Source organism: Afifella sp. JA880, assembly GCF_025379905.1.
Taxonomy (GTDB): domain Bacteria; phylum Pseudomonadota; class Alphaproteobacteria; order Rhizobiales; family Afifellaceae; genus Afifella; species Afifella aestuarii.
This window is the reverse complement of record NZ_JAOANH010000003.1, coordinates 372,660-391,287: the sequence shown is the minus strand read 5'-3', so window position 1 is coordinate 391,287 and position 18,628 is coordinate 372,660. Positions and strand designations below refer to the sequence as shown.

Annotated in this window: 20 protein-coding genes; 11 read left to right on the top strand and 9 right to left on the bottom strand. The window is 65.5% G+C overall.

Features of this window, described 5'->3' with window-relative positions:
* Positions 1–62: 62 nt before the first annotated feature.
* From NYQ83_RS14870 to NYQ83_RS14855, 4 genes are all read right to left on the bottom strand, one after another.
* The gene (locus NYQ83_RS14870; RefSeq protein ID WP_261215601.1) at positions 63–656 is read right to left on the bottom strand and encodes a cob(I)yrinic acid a,c-diamide adenosyltransferase; all 594 of its coding nucleotides are present in this window, start codon (positions 654–656) and stop codon (positions 63–65) included.
* Between the two features lie 197 nt (positions 657–853).
* Positions 854–1,462: an acyloxyacyl hydrolase gene (locus NYQ83_RS14865; RefSeq protein WP_261215600.1), complete on the bottom strand. Its 609-nt coding sequence runs from the start codon at positions 1,460–1,462 to the stop codon at positions 854–856.
* A 146-nt stretch (positions 1,463–1,608) separates the two neighbouring features.
* On the bottom strand, positions 1,609–1,788 hold the full coding sequence (locus NYQ83_RS14860; protein ID WP_092813172.1) for a twin transmembrane helix small protein: 180 nt from the start codon (positions 1,786–1,788) through the stop codon (positions 1,609–1,611).
* Positions 1,789–1,885: 97 nt separating this feature from the next.
* Positions 1,886–2,725 (bottom strand): SDR family NAD(P)-dependent oxidoreductase, encoded by an 840-nt coding sequence (locus NYQ83_RS14855; protein ID WP_261215599.1) that lies wholly within the window; start codon positions 2,723–2,725, stop codon positions 1,886–1,888.
* A gap of 216 nt (positions 2,726–2,941) precedes the next feature.
* Here NYQ83_RS14855 and NYQ83_RS14850 point away from each other — a divergent pair, with 216 nt between their 5' ends.
* Entirely contained in the window at positions 2,942–3,898 is a 957-nt protein-coding gene (locus NYQ83_RS14850) for an AEC family transporter (RefSeq protein WP_261215598.1), read from the top strand.
* Positions 3,899–3,916: 18 nt separating this feature from the next.
* On the opposite strand, the gene gluQRS is transcribed toward NYQ83_RS14850, so the two are convergent.
* Together gluQRS and NYQ83_RS14840 are read right to left on the bottom strand one after the other, a co-directional pair.
* Complete coding sequence (gluQRS, locus tag NYQ83_RS14845) at positions 3,917–4,825, bottom strand: tRNA glutamyl-Q(34) synthetase GluQRS (RefSeq protein ID WP_261215597.1); 909 nt, start codon at positions 4,823–4,825, stop codon at positions 3,917–3,919.
* A complete protein-coding gene (locus NYQ83_RS14840; RefSeq protein ID WP_261215596.1) occupies positions 4,809–5,729 on the bottom strand; it encodes a DMT family transporter in 921 nt (306 codons plus the stop codon). The genes gluQRS and NYQ83_RS14840 overlap by 17 nt, the downstream gene beginning before the upstream one ends.
* Positions 5,730–5,901: 172 nt before the next feature.
* Between NYQ83_RS14840 and NYQ83_RS14835 the strand changes: the two genes are divergently transcribed.
* Entirely contained in the window at positions 5,902–6,696 is a 795-nt protein-coding gene (locus tag NYQ83_RS14835; RefSeq protein ID WP_261215595.1) for a creatininase family protein, read from the top strand.
* Between the two features lie 117 nt (positions 6,697–6,813).
* The gene (locus tag NYQ83_RS14830; RefSeq protein WP_164879513.1) at positions 6,814–7,767 is read left to right on the top strand and encodes an NAD(P)/FAD-dependent oxidoreductase; all 954 of its coding nucleotides are present in this window, start codon (positions 6,814–6,816) and stop codon (positions 7,765–7,767) included.
* Positions 7,768–7,842: 75 nt separating this feature from the next.
* Here NYQ83_RS14830 and NYQ83_RS14825 read toward each other — a convergent pair whose 3' ends face one another.
* Positions 7,843–8,922 carry a Leu/Phe/Val dehydrogenase gene (locus NYQ83_RS14825; RefSeq protein ID WP_261215594.1) on the bottom strand — a complete coding sequence of 360 codons (1,080 nt, stop codon included), beginning with the start codon at positions 8,920–8,922 and terminating at the stop codon, positions 7,843–7,845.
* Between the two features lie 230 nt (positions 8,923–9,152).
* Between NYQ83_RS14825 and NYQ83_RS14820 the strand changes: the two genes are divergently transcribed.
* Both NYQ83_RS14820 and NYQ83_RS14815 read left to right on the top strand, forming a co-directional pair.
* Positions 9,153–9,803 (top strand): DUF1007 family protein, encoded by a 651-nt coding sequence (locus tag NYQ83_RS14820; RefSeq protein ID WP_261215593.1) that lies wholly within the window; start codon positions 9,153–9,155, stop codon positions 9,801–9,803.
* Positions 9,794–10,900 (top strand): nickel/cobalt transporter, encoded by a 1,107-nt coding sequence (locus NYQ83_RS14815; RefSeq protein WP_261215592.1) that lies wholly within the window; start codon positions 9,794–9,796, stop codon positions 10,898–10,900. Before NYQ83_RS14820 ends, NYQ83_RS14815 begins: the two co-directional genes overlap by 10 nt.
* An 18-nt stretch (positions 10,901–10,918) precedes the next feature.
* Here the strand turns inward: NYQ83_RS14815 and NYQ83_RS14810 are convergent, their stop codons facing one another.
* A complete protein-coding gene (locus NYQ83_RS14810; protein WP_261215591.1) occupies positions 10,919–11,698 on the bottom strand; it encodes a gamma-glutamyl-gamma-aminobutyrate hydrolase family protein in 780 nt (259 codons plus the stop codon).
* Between the two features lie 180 nt (positions 11,699–11,878).
* On the opposite strand from NYQ83_RS14810, the gene NYQ83_RS14805 reads away from it, so the two are divergent.
* The 6 genes from NYQ83_RS14805 (at position 11,879) to NYQ83_RS14780 (ending at position 18,188) form a co-directional block, all read left to right on the top strand.
* On the top strand, positions 11,879–12,970 hold the full coding sequence (locus NYQ83_RS14805) for a TRAP transporter substrate-binding protein (RefSeq protein ID WP_128290610.1): 1,092 nt from the start codon (positions 11,879–11,881) through the stop codon (positions 12,968–12,970).
* A 160-nt stretch (positions 12,971–13,130) separates the two neighbouring features.
* The gene (locus NYQ83_RS14800) at positions 13,131–13,673 is read left to right on the top strand and encodes a TRAP transporter small permease subunit (RefSeq protein WP_205649797.1); all 543 of its coding nucleotides are present in this window, start codon (positions 13,131–13,133) and stop codon (positions 13,671–13,673) included.
* Between the two features lie 51 nt (positions 13,674–13,724).
* Entirely contained in the window at positions 13,725–15,341 is a 1,617-nt protein-coding gene (locus tag NYQ83_RS14795; protein ID WP_261215590.1) for a TRAP transporter large permease subunit, read from the top strand.
* A 26-nt stretch (positions 15,342–15,367) separates the two neighbouring features.
* On the top strand, positions 15,368–16,144 hold the full coding sequence (locus NYQ83_RS14790) for an SDR family NAD(P)-dependent oxidoreductase (protein ID WP_261215589.1): 777 nt from the start codon (positions 15,368–15,370) through the stop codon (positions 16,142–16,144).
* 71 nt (positions 16,145–16,215) lie between these two features.
* On the top strand, positions 16,216–16,404 hold the full coding sequence (locus tag NYQ83_RS14785; RefSeq protein WP_261215588.1) for a DUF3008 family protein: 189 nt from the start codon (positions 16,216–16,218) through the stop codon (positions 16,402–16,404).
* 248 nt (positions 16,405–16,652) lie between these two features.
* Positions 16,653–18,188 carry a putative bifunctional diguanylate cyclase/phosphodiesterase gene (locus tag NYQ83_RS14780; protein ID WP_261215587.1) on the top strand — a complete coding sequence of 512 codons (1,536 nt, stop codon included), beginning with the start codon at positions 16,653–16,655 and terminating at the stop codon, positions 18,186–18,188.
* Between the two features lie 75 nt (positions 18,189–18,263).
* Here the strand turns inward: NYQ83_RS14780 and NYQ83_RS14775 are convergent, their stop codons facing one another.
* Positions 18,264–18,491, bottom strand: coding sequence for a hypothetical protein (locus NYQ83_RS14775; protein ID WP_128290615.1), 228 nt, complete (start codon positions 18,489–18,491; stop codon positions 18,264–18,266).
* Positions 18,492–18,628 lie beyond the last annotated feature (137 nt).

The following is an 18,628-nucleotide window of genomic DNA, read 5'->3' as shown; positions in this document are numbered from 1 at the left end:
TCACGCCTTCCAGGTCACGCCTTCTGCGCCGGGGCTTCTATGTGGGGCCGGCGGCGGTGCCGTCAGCGGTTCTTTCCCGGCACCCAGAGGATGTCGCTCTCGCCCTTGCCGTTCACCCAGCGGCTCGCGACGAACATGAAATCGGACAGCCGGTTCAGATATTCGATCACCGGGGCGCCGACTTTTTGCGGCTCGTGGCTTGCCAGGGAGACGGCGAGGCGTTCGGCGCGTCTGACGACGGTGCGGGCGAGGTGCAGATAGGCGCCTGCCGTGGTGCCGCCCGGCAGGATGAAGGAACGCAGCGGCGACAGCTCCTTGTTGAGCCGGTCGATATCGTGTTCCAGGCGCTCCACCTGCGAGTGGAGGATGCGCAGCGGCTCGTAATCGAGCGGCGTGCCGTCATCCGGGCAGGCGAGATCGGCGCCGAGATCGAAGAGATCGTTCTGGATGCGCGCGAGCATGGTGTCGACTTCGGCGATCGGCTCGCCGAGCGCGAGATCGAGGCTGGAGCGCACGATGCCCAGAATGGCGTTCGCCTCGTCGACAGTGCCGTAGGCTTCGACGCGCAGATCGTATTTCGGCCGCCGCTCGCCGGTGCCGAGCGCGGTCGTGCCGTCATCGCCCTGGCGCGTGTAGATCTTGTTCAGGACGACCATCGGCTTCTCCGTTCTCAAGGCGGAGGCAACACTAGGGCAATTCGGGGAAGATTGAAGCACGTCCCGCGAGAGAGTGTCGCAGCGTTGCGTGCGGCGAAATTTCTTTCCGCTCGGTTGCCTTCGGCAGCGGCGCCCGGCGGCCGGCAAGGAAGCGACGCCGCCGGGGAGGCTGAGGCCCAAATGGGCCTCAAGAGAGCTTAGAACTTGTAGCCCACCATCACGCCGGCATGGGTGAGGCCGTCATTGTCGTCGCAAAGGCCGGCATTCGAGGAATGGTCGATGCGGGCCATGACGCGCAGATGCTGCGTGACGTTGACGCCGAGACCGGCGCTCTCACGAAACAGCGCCGAGCAGCCGAGACGGGCGCCGGTTTCCGCGTGATCGGTGTTGCCGTCGTGGATGGTGCCGCCGAAGGTGCCTTCCACGAAAATCCGGTTGGTCAGATTGTAGTCCCAGGTGAGGCCGGCATAGACCTGATTGGTGCCGCCCGAGGTGGTGACGGTGCCGCCGATATGCGGGCGCGGGCGCAAGAGGAAATCGACGAAGCGGTTGTCGAAAGGCGTCATCGGATTGCCGAAGAGCACTTCGCCGTTGAGGAAGACGCCGTCTTCCTCGTCGGTGAGACGCTCGCGATCGTCGAGAAAACCTGTCGCGCCGACGCGCACTTCGTCAAAGAAATGATAGGTGCTGACCGGCTCGGCCGCATAATAGACAGGGTCGACAGGATCGGCCGGCAGATCCGCTGCCAGCGCCGCAGACGTCCCGAAAAGCGCAACCAAACCTGCGCCAAAGCTCAATAACCGCATCACAGCCCCGTGAAATTGTTCCTTCGGCTTTAGCTTTGCCGGCCGGGCGCGGCAACGGTGTTTGCCGGAAAGGTGGCCAAAGGCAGCCAAAGCTTCAGCGATTGTTGCCACAAAGGCACGCGTCTCAGATGCTGCCCGGCGAGATTTCAGCGGGTGCTGAGCCAGAGGCCCGCCATCAAAACGACGACGGCGAGGAACTGCAGACCGACGCGCCAGCGCATCAGACTTTGCGAGCGATTGGGGCTGCCGCCGCGCAGCATGTTCCACAATCCGAGTACAAGCACGACGAGAACGGCAAGGACGGCGACCGGACCAAGATATTCCATGGTTTTCCTGCCTTGGCTGAGGACAAGTAATCCGCATTAAGCCAGGCACAGACGAGACGCAAATCTGAGAGACGGCGGAAGCGGGCTCTGGTTTTTCCTAATTGGTGGCGCGCGTCGCGGCTTTGTGCAGCAACCGGCGCGGCAGAAGCCTCCGGCCGAAGGCGGCGATCCTGGTCTGGCGGGTGACCGGATAATGGGTCGCGGGACTGGGTGCCTCGCAGGCCTCGATGAGAACGTCGAGAACGGCTTCGGGCCCGAGCTGCCCAAAGGTGTTGCCGCCTTTTTCCATGGAGGCGAGGCGTCGGCGGTAATAGGCGGCGTGGACGGAGGCGTCGATGTCGACGTTGTGATGGAAGGCGGCGACGGCGTTTTCCGTCATGCGGCTTGCGATCGGGCCGGGCTCGATCGCCACGACCTCGATGCCGGTGTCGGCAAGCTCGATGCGCAAGGTGTCGGTGTAGCCTTCGAGCGCGAATTTCGAGGAATTGTAGGCGCCGCGGAAGCCGAGCGCGACGAGACCGAGAACGGAGGAATTCATGACGATGCGGCCTGCATTCTGGCGGCGCATCACCGGGATCACCCTTCGAGTGAGCTCGTGCCAGCCGAAGAAATTGGCATCGAACTGGGCGCGCAGGACGGCAGAGGAGAGGTCTTCAAGGGCGCCGGGCTGCGAATAGGCGCCGTTGTTGAAGAGGGCGTCGAGGCGGCCCTCCGTGGCGGCGAGCACGGAGTTCAAGGCAGCTTCAATCGAGGCCTCGTCGGCATAGTCGAGATAGAGCGCTTCGAGACCGTAGCGGGCGCCGGCTTCGCGCAGGGCCGCGAGATCCGCCTCATTGCGCGCCGTGGCAAAGACGCGCCAGCCGCGCTTTGCCATGCCGAGGGCGCAATGGCGGCCGATGCCGGACGAGCAGCCGGTGATCAAGATGCTGCGGGCCATGCGCGCCTTTCTTCTGGTCCCCCAGTCTGGGGAGCGTGAAATCGAGCTTTTCTTCAGCCCTTGTCCCCGCTTCCTTCTAGGCAATCAAGTGGCGGCGGCTTAAGGCGGAAGGAGATCCGAATTTTGCCGCCACAGCCGCCCGCTTTCGCCCACAGTGACCCATAGCGGCCCAAGCCGCTGCAACCGCCGCCAACGCCGCCAACGCCGCCAACGCCGATGTCCGACACCGCCAGCATCGTCCTCACCATTTTCGGCCTCATCGGGATCGGCTATCTCGCGGCGCGCTTCAAGCTCCTGAAGATGGAGACCGGCGGGGCGCTCGCCGATTTCGTCTTCACCATCGCCATTCCGCTCCTTCTCTTTCGCACGCTGGCGCATGCCGATTTCCACGGCCTGTCGCCGTGGCGGATCTGGATTGCGTATTTTTCGGGCGTGCTCGTCACCTGGACGGTGGCGCATGTGCTGGTGCGGCGGCTGTTCAAGCGCGACACGCGCTCAGGCGTCGTCGCGGGCGTGTCGGCGGCCTTCGCCAATACGGTTCTGATCGGCATTCCGCTGGCGCGCGCCACCTATGGCGATCCCGGCACGGTGGTCGTCCTCATTCTCGTCTCGGTGCATCTGCCGGTGATGATGGCGGCAAGCCTCGCCCTCAACACCTGGGCGCGGCGGCGCGACGGGCTCGTGGCGGAGGTGGAGAGCAGCCGTGCCATGTGGGGGGCGTTTGCACTCGAACTCATCCGCCATCCGCTCATCATCGGCATCATCCTGGGCGGTATCTGGCACGTTTTCCATCTGCCGATCCCGGGGCTTGCCGAAAAGCTGATCGACAGCCTCGCCGACGTGGCGGGACCGGTGGCGCTTTTCGCCTGCGGCATGGGTCTCGCCCGCTACGGCATCGCCCGCAACATCCCGGCGGGTGCGGTTCTTGCCGGCATGAAGCTCTTCTTCATGCCGCTCGTCGTTTTGCCGGTGGCGCTCCTCGTCGGGCTCGGCCCGGTGCCGACGGCCGCGCTGGTGCTGGTGGCGGCCTGTCCGACCGGCGTCAACGCCTTCCTCATTGCCACCCGCTTCGGCACCGGCGAGGCGCTCGCCTCCAACACGACCTTGATCTCGACGGCCTTCGGCGTCGGCGGCGTTGCTTTCTGGCTGATGGTGTTGCGCGCTTTTACCTGAACTTCAGCTACGGGAACCTCAGGCGACGGATGCGGCCGCCCGCGGCGCAAAGCCCAGGCTGCAGCGAATCTCCTCGGGCGTGGCGCCAGCTTCGCGCAGATCGGCCAAAGCGGTCGAGCCGGCGGATTTCGCAAGCTTGCGGCCCTCCTTGTCGAGGATCAGCCGGTGATGGTGGTAGAAGGGCGCGGGCAGGCCGAGCAGCACCTGCAGGAGGCGGTGGACCGAGGTCGCCGCTTCGAGATCGGCGCCGCGCACGACATGGGTGACGCCCTGATAGGCATCGTCGAGGGTGACGGCGAGATGATAGCTCGCGGGCACGTCCTTGCGTGCCAGAATGACGTCGCCCCAGCCGCTCGGATGGGCGCTCACCCGTGTGGTTTCGCCAGATTCAAGGTCGAGTTCCTGCCAGGCGAGGGGCTCAAGGCCCGCGAGCGCCCGGCGCATGTCGAGGCGCAGCGCATAGGGGGCGCCGGTCGCGATCCTGTCGGCGCGCATCTGCCGCGACCAGTCGCGTTCAAGGCCTGGATAATGCGGGGCGCCGTCGGGATCGCGCGGCCAGGCATGGCCGGTCTTTTCCTTTTCAGAGATGGCGCCACGGATTTCCGAGCGGCTCAAGAACGCTGGGTAGAGAAGGCCGAGGCGATCCAAGGCGGCCAGCGCGCCGGCATAGGCCGGAAAGCGGTGGCTCTGGCACAGAACCGGCTGTTCGAAGGCGATGCCGAGCCAGGCGAGATCATCGAAGATCGCGTCGGTGAATTCCGGGCGGGCGCGGGTGTAGTCGATGTCCTCCATGCGCAGGAGGAGACGTCCGCCCACGGCCTTGGCGGCATGCTCGTTGAGGAGCGCGCTATAGGCATGGCCGAGATGCAGATAGCCGTTCGGGCTCGGCGCGAACCGGAAGACGGGTTTTTCAGGCGCGCGGTTCAATCGAGGGAGGCGTCCTGGTGCGCCGTTCGCGATAGAGAATGAAAAGGCCGCTCAAGATGATAATCGCACCTCCCAGAACCGTCGAACGCGGCGGAACATCGCCGAATATGACGAAGCCGAGGGCGGTGATCCAGAGAATCTCGCTGTAGACGAAAGGCGCAAGCAGGGTCGCGGGCGCGAGCTCGTGCGCCTTGATCAAAAGCCAATGGCCGAGGCCGCCGAAAAAGCCGGTGGCGATGAGGAGACCCCAGAGAAAGGTGCTGGGAACGGTCTCCCATTGGGCGATGCCGAGCGGCGCGATGGCGAAGCTTGCGAGGACCGCCGGCATGACGATCATGCTCTGCGCGGTTTCGCGCCCGGCCATCTGGCGCGTCAGGATGACGTAGAGCGCGTTCGAGGTCGCAGCCCCGACCGAGAGAAGCATCGCCGGCTCGAAGGCCCCCGGCACCGGCTGGATGATGATGAGCGCGCCGATGAAACCGACGACGACCGCCGCCCAACGCTGCGGCCCCGCCCATTCGCCGAGCATCGGCCCGGCAAGGGCTGTGACGATGAAGGGGCCGATGAAGAAGATGCTGACCGTCTGGGCGAGCTGAAGATGGCGCACGGCCAGGAAGTTGAACAAGGTCGAGCCGACGAGGCAGCAGGCGCGCGCCACCTGGAGCTTCTTGTTGCGCGGCAGACAGAGCGCCATGTCGCGCCACGGCCGGAAGATGACGAGCGTCAGGACAAAATGCGTGAGAAAGCGCACCCAGACGATCTGCATCGCCGGCAGCCATTGGCCGAGATATTTCGCCGTCGTGTCGAGACAGGCGAAGCAGAGAAAGGCGAGCATGATGAGAAGAAGCGCACGCAGGCGCGCCGCGGCGGCGCCAGCGCCTGCGTCTTCGGAAAGGGAGACCATTTCACATGCAAAGGGCCTTCCAGGCCGGAAAGCAAGCTCTCATCGTTCTCTCATCTCTCGCCCTCATCTCTAGACCTCATCGGCGGCGGCACGGCTCCCTTGCGCAAAAGGCGTTGCAGAGCCGGCGTATTTGCTTTTCACATGGATGTGAGACGCGTTGGAGAGGCTTCCCATGTTGCGCCTTTGGCAGGATCTGACGAGCCCCGAACTTGCCCGATGCGATCCCGCGCGCACCGTGGCGATCCTGCCGATCGCGGCCACCGAGCAGCACGGGCCGCATCTGCCTCTCGGCACCGATTGCCACATCGCCGAAGGGCTTGCGGGGGAGCTCGCGAAAACGCTCGATCCCGATGTCGAAGCGCTGCTTCTTCCGACGGTCAGCGTCGGCGCCTCGCTCGAACACATGTCCTTTGCCGGCACGCTGTCGCTTTCGGCGGCGCAGATGACGCAGACGATCGTCACCATGGGTGAAGGGGTGGCGGCGGCGGGCCTCCGGAAACTCATTCTGATCAGCTCGCATGGCGGCAACACGCCCTCGGCCGGGGCGGCCGTGCTCGAACTTCGGGCGCGCCACGGGCTTCTGGCGGTGACGACGAGCTGGCGGCGCTTCGGTCTGCCGTCGGAGCTTGCCGACGATTTCGAGCGCGCCGTCGGCATTCACGGCGGCTTTGTCGAAACCGCCCTGATGCTGCATTTCAAGCCCGATCTCGTCCGGCATCTTTCTCTGGAGAATTTTCCCTCGCGGCAAAGCGGGCTTACCGAGCGCTATCGCCATCTTCGCGCCTATGGCGATGTCGGCTATGGCTGGCTTGCCGAGGATCTGAATGCCGAAGGGGTCGTCGGCAACGCCGCCGCGGCGAGCGCCGAAGCGGGGGCGGCGATCGCCCGGCACCAGGCGCGGGGCATGGCGGAACTCGTGCGTGAGGTGGCGGTTGCCGACCTGCGCGAGTGTCTTGCCGAACAATGAGGCGCGACAGGGCTTTACGGCGGCCCGCAGCTTTGCTTGAACCAGCGCCGGGCGCGCCGGAACCCGGCATCGGCACCGCGCCCTGAGGCGCTTTGGGAAAGGCGACGAGGAGGACATTTGAAGGACGCATCGATCGCCATCATCGGGGCCGGTCTCGCCGGTCTCGCCGCCGCCAGGCGCCTGCGTGCGGCGGGGCTCGACCCCATCCTTTTTGAAGCGGCCGGAAAATCCGGAGGGCGGCTCTCCTCGGAAGAGGTCGCCGGCGTGCCGGTCGATGCGGGCGCAGTCTATGTCACGGCCCGCGAAGAGCCCTTCAAATCCTTCATGCAAGAGGCGGTCTTCGCCGGCAAGGCGACCGGCTGGGCGCCCTCGGGGCGCGAGAGCGACGAGCCCTGGCTCATCGGCCTTCCGAGCATGGACGGCCTCACCGATTTCGCCGGAAAGGGGCTCGATATCCGCACGCATACGGCGGTCGAACGGATCGGCCGGGCGAGCGAGGGCTATCTCCTGCAAAGCAATTCAGCGCCGATCGGGCCGTTCGATGCGGTGATCGTGGCGCTTCCCGCGTCTGCCGCCGAACCGCTGCTGCATGCCCATGGCAAGCCCTTCGATCGCCTGTCGGAGGTGGTGATGCGGCCGGCGATCGCGGGGCTCTTCGTCTTTGACGGCGCCGTGCCGATCACGGCCGACTGGATTTCAAGGCGCGGCGATTTGAGCGTCGCCATCCGCAACAGTTCAAAGGCCGGCCGGGGCGATACGGAGAGTTTCGTCGTGCACGCATCGGCGGGTTTTTCCGAAGCGCATTTCGGCGCACGCGAAGACGAGCTGTCGGAGCGGCTCCTTGACCTTCTCGCCGCCGAGGCGGACGGGCCTCTGCCGCCCTTGATGGCCCGCAAAATCCGGCGCTGGCGTCAGGCGCTCGTCGCGGAACCCGCGGGCGAGCCCTGCCTCGTCGGGGCGAAAGGACGGCTCGTCGCCTGCGGCGACTGGTGCATCGCCGCGCGTTCGGAGGCGGCGTTCATTTCCGGCACCGCGGCGGCCGACGCGGCGCTTGCCTCGTTTGCGGATTAGAGGTCCGCGGACTAGGAGCGCGGTCCTTCCCGCTTCCCGCTTCCCAGCGGCCCGATGCCTTGGTGTGTCGGCGCCTCAGGCGGCCTGCGAGCGCCGCTTGACGGCGGTCAGCCGCTCTTCGGCGAGCTGGTCGGCGATCGCGGCCGTCGTCGTTCTCTCTTCCGCGGCGCGCGCAAAGATCGACGCAAGCGTTGAACCGATCGCCTCCACCTTGTCGCGCATTTCCATCTGCGAGCGACCGGCGCCGGCCAAAGCGAGCGCCACGACGCCGCCGGCATTGATGGCGTAATCGGGTGCATAGAGAATGCCGCGTTCGCGCAGCCGCGCGGCGTCGTCCGCCTCGGCGAGCTGGTTGTTGGCGGCGCCCGCCACGATGGCGGCGCGGATCTGTGGAATGGTGGTGCGGTTGAGCCCAGCGCCGAGGGCGCAGGGGGCGAAGAGATCGACCGGCGCGGCATGGATTTCCGCCACGGGCACGGCGAGCGCGTCCCAGGCCTCTTCGGCGCGCGCCAGGGCTTTCGCGTCAATGTCGGCGACGAGAAGATCGGCACCGGCCTCGTGCAGCTTTTCCGCAAGGCGCCAGCCGACATGGCCGAGCCCCTGGACCGCGACGCGGATGCCTTCCAGCGAGCTCGAGCCGAAACGGTATTCGACAGCGGCGAGAATGCCGTGAAAGACGCCGAGCGCCGTATAGGGCGAGGGATCGGCGACGCCCGAAGCCGGCGTGCCGCGCACAAGCTTCGTCGCGCGGGCGACATCGGCCATGTCGGCGGGGCTGGTGCCGACATCTTCCGCGGTGATGTAGCGGCCGTCGAGTTCTTCGATCGCGGCGCCGAAGGCCTCAAAAAGCGCCGGGGTCTTGGGCACGCCGGGGGCGAGAATGATGACGGCCTTGCCGCCGCCGAGATTGAGGCCGGCGAGCGCGTTCTTGTAGGTCATGCCGCGCGACAGGCGCAGAACATCCTCAAGGGCGGCGCCTTCATCGGCGTAACGCCAGACGCGGCAGCCGCCGAGGGAGGGGCCGAGCGTGGTGTCGTGGATGGCGATGTAGCCGGCGAGGCCTGCCGCTTCGTCTTCGATGCGCACCACCTCTTCGTGTCCTTCGAAGGCGGGATGGCTTGCAAGCTCGGCTTCCGACAAGGCGATGACGGGCATGGCTCAGGTCCTTTTTGTTTTTTTAGGCGTTTCCTCTTGGCGCAGAGATAAGCGCCCGGCGCGAAAGCTTCTGGCTGGAGGAGCGCCAAAAAGCCGCGGGCGGAGGGGCAAATGACTTTCTGCCGCGACGTCGGGCGAAAGATTATTCCGCCGCGCTGTCGCCGCACTTGTGCGAGAAAGCGCCTGTGTGTCCGCCGATTGGGTCGGATGCGATGACCGGAGACTGCCCGATGGCGCGCCGATTGCTCTCGCTTCTCGTTCTGGCCTTCGCGCTCTTGCCGGGGGCGGCGCTGGCGCATCCGCATGTGTGGGTGGATGTCGCCTCGGAGGTTTCCTTCGACAAAAGCGGGCGCATCGTCGGCATCCGCCATCATTGGCGCTTCGACGAGGCGTTTTCCGCCTATGCGACGCAGGGGCTCGACGCCGACGGCGACGGCAAATTGTCGGCCGAGGAGCTGAAGCCCTTGGCGGAGGTCAACGTTACCTCGCTTGCCGATTATGGCTTCTTCACCGAGCTCACCGCCGGCGGCGAGCCGGTGAAGCTCGGCGATCCGGTCGATTACTGGCTGCAGCCGAGCGGCAAGCAACTGATTTTGCATTTCACCCTGCCGCTGAAAGAGCCGATCGCGGCGAACGCGCCGGTCGAGCTCGTCGTCTCCGATCCGGAATATTTCGTCGCCTTTTCGCTGCCGTCGAAGGAGGCGGTGCGGCTTGCCGATGCGCCGGCCTCCTGCAAGCTCGAGGTGACGCTCGGCGAGGAGCCGGATGCGACGGCGGCGGCGATGCTCGCAACGATCGGCGCGGACCAGCGCGAGCTTCCCGCGGAATTCAAGAGCCTGACGGCCGGCACGGAGAATGCCGCGATGATCACATGTCCCTGATGCGGCGAGAGGGGAGTGTGCGGCCGGATACGCCTGTCGCGCTTGTCGCGCTCGTGCCGCTGATCGTCCTGGCGGCCTTCGTCTGCCTCGTCTCCAATGCCGAGGCGGCGACCTCGCCGTTTGGCGTGGGCCTGCCGGGCGAGGGCGGCGGCGCCGGGCTCGTGCCGATGATCGCCGCCTTGCAGAAGGGGTTCTACCGCGAGCTGACGGCGACCCTGTCGCGGCTCGCTTCCGACGGGTCGGCCTTCTGGTGGCTCGGCAGCGTCTCCTTCATCTACGGCATCGTGCATGCGGCCGGACCCGGCCACGGCAAGGTGGTGATCTCGTCCTATATCCTCGCCAACGAGAAGACGGCGCGGCGCGGGGTTCTGATCGCCTTCCTGGCGGCGTTCCTGCAGGCGGTGGTGGCGGTGGCGCTGATCGGCGCGCTTGCGGCGGTTCTGGGGCTGACGAGCTTTGCCATCACCGATACGGCGCGGGCCTTCGAGATCGGCAGCTACGGGCTCGTTCTGGCGCTCGGCCTGTTCCTGCTGTTGCGCAAATCGCGGCGGCTTTTCGCGCGGCTTTCCGTCGGCATGCGTCCTGCGACTGCCGGCCTCGCGCCGGCTGCGGCCGGGGCGCATGGGCATGACGTGCATCTCCGCGCGGCGCATCTTCAGGACGGGCATACGCATGACCACCACCCTGATGATCACGGGCACGGGCATACTCATGATCACCATCATGATCATGGCGCGTGTTGCGGGCATGTGCCGGATGCGGCGCTGGTGGAGAAGAGCCGCGGACTGGCCGGGGCGGCCGCGGCCGTCGTCTCCGTCGGTCTGAGGCCGTGTTCGGGCGCCCTCATCGTCCTCGTCTTCGCGCTGTCGCAGAAGATCTTCTGGGCCGGGGTCGCGGCGACGTTTTTGATGGCGCTCGGGACCGGGCTCACGGTCGCGGTTCTTGCCGCGCTCGCCGTCGGCGCCAAGGGCGTGGCGGCCAAGCTTCTTCAGACGCGGCCCGGCGCCGGCGCGGCCTTCGTCTCGGTGCTCGAATGGGGCGGGGCGCTCGCGATCACCGCGCTTGGCGGGCTTCTGCTGGCGGGGGCTCTCGCCTAGGCTTCTGCCGCCACCCGGTCAGGTATCCTGTTCGGCGGCGATTTTCGCCTTGGCGTCCTGATGCTGGCGGATCGCCTCCGAGAAGGCGGCAAAGATCGCCCGCGAGGGCGGATCGCTCTCCGCCCAGTATTCCGGATGCCATTGCACGCCGAAAGCGAAGCTTGCGGCATCGGAGACGCGCACGGCCTCGATGGTGCCGTCATCGGCGGTCGCCTCCACGACGAGGCCGCGGCCGAGCCGGTCGACGCCCTGGCGGTGGACGGAATTCACGCGGATGCGCTGGTTTCCGACGATCTTCGCAAGACGGCTGTCCGGCTGGAATGTGACGTCGTGGGCGAGCGCAAAACGCTGATCGGGTTCGTCGGCCTGCGAGCGATGGTCGAAGCGGCCCTCGATCTCCTGGATTTCCGACAAGAGCGCGCCGCCGAGCGCGACATTCAGCTCCTGAAAGCCGCGGCAGACGGCGAGGAGCGGCAGGCCGCGCTGCAGGACGAGGCGGATGAGGGGAAGGGTCGTCGCATCGCGCGAGGGATCGAACGGCCCGTGCTTGTCCTCCGGCGCCACGCCGTAGCGGTCCGGATGCACGTTGGAGCGCGAACCGGTGACGAGGACGCCGTCGGCCATCTCCACTGCGGCATCGAGATCGATGCGGTCGGCCATGGAGGGGAGGATGAGCGGCACCGCACCGATGCTGGTGATGGCCCTCAGATAGGTTTCGGCCACGGAATGCCAGACATAGCCGTCGGCGGGACGGACATCGGCGGTGACGAGAATGATGGGGGTGTTTCTGCTGCGCATCGTGGCAGGCATCCTAATGCGGTCGGCAGGCAAAAGTCAGCCCGTCTTCTCGCGTCACGTGCGGCCTTTCTCAATCTCTTGTCTGCCGCTTCGCCGCAGAGAGCCGCGCTGGACAGAGTTTGGCGAAAATGCAAGTTTTCCCGCCCGCTAAAGAAGACGACCCAAGGGAGGAAACAGAGCATGGATCGTCGCTCGTTTTTGAAGACAGCCGGGCTTGGCACCGGTGCGGCCGCGGCCACGACCCTTGCCACGCCGGCGCTGTCGCAAAACCGCATCCAGATCACGTGCGTCACCTCCTGGCCGAAGAACTTTCCGGGCATCGGCGAGGCGCCGGAACGGTTCGCCACCCTGATCGACGGGGCGACGGACGGGCGCATCACCATGAAGGTCTATGGCGGCGGCGAGCTCGTCCCGCCCTTGAAGTGCAATGACGCCGTGCAGGAAGGCACGGCGCAGATGTACCATTCGGCCGATTATTATTATCAGGGCAAGCTCACCGGCTATTCCTTCTTCTGCGCCGTGCCGTTCGGCTTCATGCCGGCGGAGATCGACGCCTGGATCCAGAAGGGCGGCGGCCAGGAATTGTGGGACGAGGTCGGCGGCCAGTTCGGCATCAAGCATCTGCCCGGCGGCAATTCCGGCTCCCAGATGGGCGGCTGGTTCAACAAAAAGATGCAGACCGTCGACGATTTCAAAGGCCTGAAGATGCGCATTCCAGGCTTCGGCGGCGACGTCATTACGGCGCTCGGCGGCACCTCGGTGACGCTTGCCGGTTCGGAAATCCTGCCGGCGCTGCAATCGGGCACGATCGATGCGACGGAATGGGTGGGGCCGTGGAACGACCTCGCCTTCGGTCTCTACAAGGTCGCCAAGAACTACCATTACCCTGGCTTCCACGAGCCGGGCTCGCTTCTGAGCTTCGGGATTTCGCGTCCGTTCTGGGACGGGCTTTCGGAAAGCGACCAGACCCTGATGACGGCGATCGCCTATGCCGTCAACAACGAGACGCTGTCGTCCTACAACACCCATAACGGCCAGGCGCTGAAGACACTCGTCAACGATCACGGCGTGGAACTCGTGGAGTTCTCCGACGATATCTACCGCGAATTCGGCAAGGCGGCGAAAGACGTTCTCGACAAGGCGGGCAATTCCGATCCGCTGACCAAGAAGGTCTACGAGGCGTTCCTGGATTTCCGTGCCAAGGCAATCGACTGGACGAAGATTTCCGACCAGAGTTACGCCAACAAACGGGCGCTGACGCCTTTCGCGTGAGGCTTCGGTCGCGGGTGATGCGACCTGACGCCGAAGCGCGTTCGATAGGCGCGTTCGAAGGAAGGGTGTTCGGGGCGGGTTCTCCCGCCCCTTTTCAGTTTTCTGCGCAGGGTTTAGGCGCATGTGGCGGGCCGCCTGCTGCGCCTGAAGGGGAGAGAGCGTGAAAGCCATCATCGCCGTGATCGACGGTCTCAACTACCGCATCGGCCGCGCCGTCATGTGGCTCGCCGTCCTGACGGCGCTCGTGCAGTTTGCGACCGTCATCCTGCGCTACGTCTTCTCCATCGGCTTCATCCCGATGCAGGAATCGATCTGGTACATGCATGCGATCCTGTTCATGACCGGAGCCGGCTTCACGCTCCTGCAGGACGGGCATGTGCGCGTCGACGTCCTCTACCGCGAGGCCTCGCCGCGCAAGAAGGCGCTCGTCGATCTCTTCGGCGCGCTGTTTCTGCTCCTGCCGGTGTGCGTGGCGGCCTTCTGGCTGTCGCTCGGCTATGTCAGCAATTCCTGGCGCATCCTGGAGCGTTCGACGGAAGTGAGCGGCCTGCCGCTCATCTTCGCGCTGAAGACCTTCATCTGGGTCTTCGCCATTCTCGTCGGGCTGCAGGGGGTGGCGATGGCGCTGCGTGCCATCGTGGCGCTCAAGGAGCATGACGACAGCTATACGGCGGCTGGAATTGCGCGCGACAGCGTTCACTAGTTCACGCAACCAAACGGGCCTCGTCCGCAGAACCGGCGATCGGCAAAGTTCATGATCGACCCGCTCCTTCTTTGTCTCTTGATGTTCGTGGCGGCCTGCGGGCTGTTGACGGCCGGCTTTCCCGTCGCCTTCACGCTCGCCGGAACCGCGCTCGGCTTTGCCCTCATCGGCTCCGCCTTCGACGTCTTCTCGCTGTCGCTTCTGACCGCCTTCCCGCAGTCGATCTTCGGCACGATGACCAACGAGACGCTCGTGGCCGTGCCGCTCTTCGTCTTCATGGGGGTGATGCTGGAGCGATCGCGGATCGCGGAAGAACTCCTCGACAATATGGGGCGGCTCTTCGGGTCGGTGCCGGGCGGTCTGGCGTTTTCGGTGTGCATCGTCGGCGCGCTTCTCGCCGCCTCCACCGGCATCGTCGGTGCGACCGTCGTCACGATGGGGCTGATGTCGCTGCCGACGATGGTGAAGCGCGGCTACAACAAGCGCCTCGCCTGCGGCACGATCGCGGCCTCCGGCACGCTCGGGCAGATCATCCCGCCCTCGATCGTGCTCGTGCTTCTGGGCGACCAGCTCTCCGTCGCCTATCAGAACGCACAGTTTTCCATGGGGATTTTCGCGCCCGACACGGTGTCGGTGAACGATCTCTTCGCCGGGGCGCTGCTGCCGGGGTTCATGCTCGTCGGCCTCTATATCGTCTATCAGATCATCTACGTCTTTCTCCATCCGGCCGAAGCGCCGGCGATCCCGCAAGAGGAACTCGGCGAGCTTTCGGGCTTCGCTTTCTGGGGTCAGGTGATCCATGCGCTCGCCCCGCCGGTTCTGTTGATCGTCGCCGTGCTCGGCTCGATTTTGATCGGGCTCGCCTCTCCAACGGAGGCTGCGGGCGTCGGTGCGATCGGCGCGACGATGCTCGCCGGCTACAAGCGCGACGAGCGCCGCGCCGGGCCGATCCTGATCGGCGTTGTGTGCATGGCCGGCCTTCTCCTCCTCACCTCGTTCTACGATCTGCGCTCGCAAAGGAGCGTCGTTTCGGTCGAGGAATGGGTGGCGATCGGGGCGGCGGTGGTGCTCACTCTCGGTCTTGCCTGGGGCGTGGTGATGGCGCTCTGGCGCACCTTCACGTGGCGCGATGAAAACCGCGAGCGGGTGCTTGGGGCCGTCTGTCAGTCGACGATGGCGATTTCGGCGATGGTCTTCACCATCATCATCGGCGCGCGCATGTTCTCGATCGTCTTCATCGGTCTCGGCGGGGCCGATTTCATCGAGGAGTTTCTGACCGCGCTGCCGGGCGGCACGCTCGCGGCGATCCTTCTCGTCATGCTCGTCATGTTCGTGATGGGCTTCTTTCTGGATTTCCTGGAAATCGTCTTCATCGTCGTGCCGATCGTGGCGCCGATCCTGTTGCAGATGGAGATGCCGGGCGGCGGCACGATGAGCCCGGTCTGGCTCGGCATCATGATGGCGGTGAACCTGCAGACCTCATTCCTGACGCCGCCCTTCGGCTTCGCTCTCTTCTATCTCCGGGGCGTGGCGCCGCCCGATATCCGCACCACCGACATCTATCGCGGGATCGTTCCGTTCGTTTGCATCCAGGTCTTCGCGCTCGTCCTGTTGTGGTTCCTGCCGGATGTGGCAACCTGGCTGCCGCTCAAGCTCTACGGGCATTAGAGCGGCCATAGCTCCAGGGGGATCACATGCGCGCGGACGAGCTCTTCGATCTGAAAGGACAGGTGGCGCTCGTCACCGGCGCTTCATCGGGGCTCGGGCGGCGCTTTGCGCGGGTGCTGGCTGAAAACGGCGCCAAGGTGGTGCTGACGGCGCGGCGCCAGGACAAGCTCGAAGAGCTTGCAGATGAGATCGTGGGGGCAGGCGGCGCGGCGCTCGCGGTCGCTTGCGACGTCACCGATGAGGCGAGCCTCACGGCCGCCTTCGAGGCCGCCGAGGCGCGTTTCGGGACCGTCACGGTCCTCGTCAACAATGCCGGCATCGCGCCGGCGGGTCCCGCCATCTCGCTTCAACGCGAGCATTGGCGGCAGGTGATGGCGACCAATCTCGACGCGGCGTTCTTCGTGGCGCAGGCGGCCGCAGAGCGCATGGCGAAGGCGGAGACCGGCGGCGCCATCGTCAACATCGCCTCGGTCCTCGGCTTTGCTGTCTCGAAAGGGACGGCGCCTTATGCGACCTCGAAAGCCGCACTCATCCACCTCACCAAGGCGCTGGCGCTCGAATGGGCGCGGTATCGGATTCGCGTCAATGCGATCGCGCCGGGCTGGTTTCTGACGGAGATCAACCGCGATTTCCTGCAAAGCCCGGCGGGCGAGGCGATCGTCAAACAAAATCCGATGCGCCGCTTCGGCGAGGAGGGCGATCTCGACGGGGCGCTCTTGTTTCTCGCCTCAAAGGCCAGCGCCTATGTGAGCGGCACGACGGTGACGGTCGATGGCGGGCAAGTGCTTGCAGGCGGGGGATAATTCGGTTTCAGCCGAATGAACCATCGAGCCCGATGAACGTTTCCTGGGAAACCTCGTCAGGAGATGTCGCAATGCCAGCCAAGTCGAAAGCCCAGCAAAAGGCCGCCGGGGCGGCGCTTTCCGCCAAGCGCGGCGAGACCAGGACATCCGATCTCAAAGGCGCCTCGAAGTCGATGTACGAATCGATGGATGAAAAGGAGCTCGAGGATTTCGCCAAAGGCGGCCGCAAGGGCAAGCCGGACCACGCATCCAAGAGCTGAGCGCCCGCGCCGGCCTGGCGCGGCGCCGATCAGCGCCCTGCGGGTGCCGCCGGGTGGCCTGTGGCGATCGCACGATTCAGAAGCGGCAAACCTTTTTCTGCGATATACACGTCTAGATTGAGAATTGGCGGTGGGGCTTGACTGTTGTTAGAATTGTGCAACCTTGAGGTCTTATGCAGCGTAACAGTTTTCGCTCCGAGCCCCGGCCATCCCCCGCCGACGTTCAGGAGCCAGACCGGAGCAGGGTCGTGATCCGAACCCTTCTGATCATCGCTGCGGCTGCCGCTGTCGGCTACGCCTTCAGCCTCAGCTACGATTTCTTCGAGGCGCTGTACGATTTCAGCCGCCACCACGAATCCTGGCAGCTCGACGAGATTTTCGGGACGGCCGTCATCATGACGCTGATCCTGCTCGGCGTCGCCATCTGGCGGGTGGTGCAGCTGCGCCAGGAGATGGCGGCCAAGGATACCGCCCAACGCGAGGCGCAGCGCCTTGCTCGGCACGACGTTTTGACCGGGCTCCCCAACCGCCGACGGCTGTTCGAGATCTTCGAAAGCCATGTGATCGCCGCGCAAGATAGCGGACGGCGGCTTGCCGTCTTGATCATCGATCTCGACCGCTTCAAGCCGGTCAACGACCTGCACGGGCACCAGATGGGCGACGAGGTTCTGTGCATCGTTGCCGAGCGGCTGACGCGGCTTGCGTCCGGCCGCGGCGTGGTGGCGCGCTTCGGCGGCGACGAATTCGCCGCGCTTCTCGAATATGAGGACGAAAGCGACGAGCTCCTGCGGCTCGTCCACAAGATCGTCCACGACATGGCGCTGCCCATCCGCGTGCGCGGCATCAGCATGCGCATCGGCGCGAGTGTCGGCGTGGCGCTTTATCCCGACGACGGAGAAGCCGCTGACGTGCTTTTGCGCAACGCCGACATCGCCATGTACCATGTGAAGGCGGAAGAGCGCGGCAGCTTCCATTTCTTCAAAGCGGGGATGGATTCCGCTCTCCTGGAGCGCATCGAGCTCGAGCAGCAGATGGACGAGGCGCTGGCGAGGCGGGAGATCGTCCCTTATCTGCAGCCGGTCGTCGACCTCAAGACGGGCGGGATCGTCGGCTTCGAGATGCTGGCGCGGTGGCTGCATCCGCAAAGGGGCGTGCTGTTGCCGGACCGGTTCATCGCCATGGCGGAGGACAGCGGCAAGCTGACCCGCATGACGCTCGCGCTTCTGGAGCAGGCGATGGAAGCCTCGGTCGCATGGCCGTCGAGCTTCACGCTATCGATCAATCTCGCGCCCGTGCAGCTTCTCGATCCGGCCCTGCCGAGCCAGCTCCTCGACATCCTGGCGCGCGCCCGCTTTGCACCGCACCGGCTGGAGGTGGAGCTCACGGAAACGGCGCTGGTGGAGCGCATGGACGAGGTGAAGGCCGTGCTTGCGGCGCTTCGCAAGGCCGGCATACGCGTCGCGCTCGACGATTTCGGCACCGGCTATTCCGGGCTCTATCATCTGCGCGAACTGCATCTCGACACGCTCAAGATCGACCGCTCCTTCATCGCCGGCATGCTAGAGAGCGAAGACCGGCAGGCGATCGTGGAGGCGGTCCTGCATCTCAGCCAGGCGCTCGGCATCGACACCACGGCGGAGGGCATAGAGGAGCTGGCGCTCGGCGAGAAGCTCGCCGAGCTCGGATGCCAACTCGGTCAGGGATTCTATTACAGCGAGCCGCTGCCGTTGGAGGCTGTCGACGACCTCATCGGCCGCAACTGGCCGGTGCGCGCGAGCGCCTGAGGGCTGTTGCCCGGCAGGCAGATGCTCACTGGGGCGATCTCAGGGTGCAGATGCTCGAAGCCGCGCACGTTCGGCTCAGCTGTAGAAGATGCCCAGGATCTGGAGGAAGGCGCCGAGGATAAGGATCACGATGCCGAACTGGCCGGCCCGGCGAATGTTCTCGAGGATCGCCTGCTCTTCGTCGTTTTGCGGCGGGCGAGGCTCCGGCATGCCGGGCTTCTGCGCCTGAAAGCCGATGCCGTAGCGCATTACGAGAAGAATACCGACTAGGTTGAAGATCACCCCGAATAAGGTGAGGACCATCTCAATCTCCCATGTTCCAGGCGACCCGCGGTGTCGCTGGATTGCCAACCGAGGCTCCGGGCCGCAAGCAGGCTCGCGACCGGCAGCAGAAAGGGGGCGCATCCGTTAGGCATCGGTTGCTGCAGAGACGATCTCTC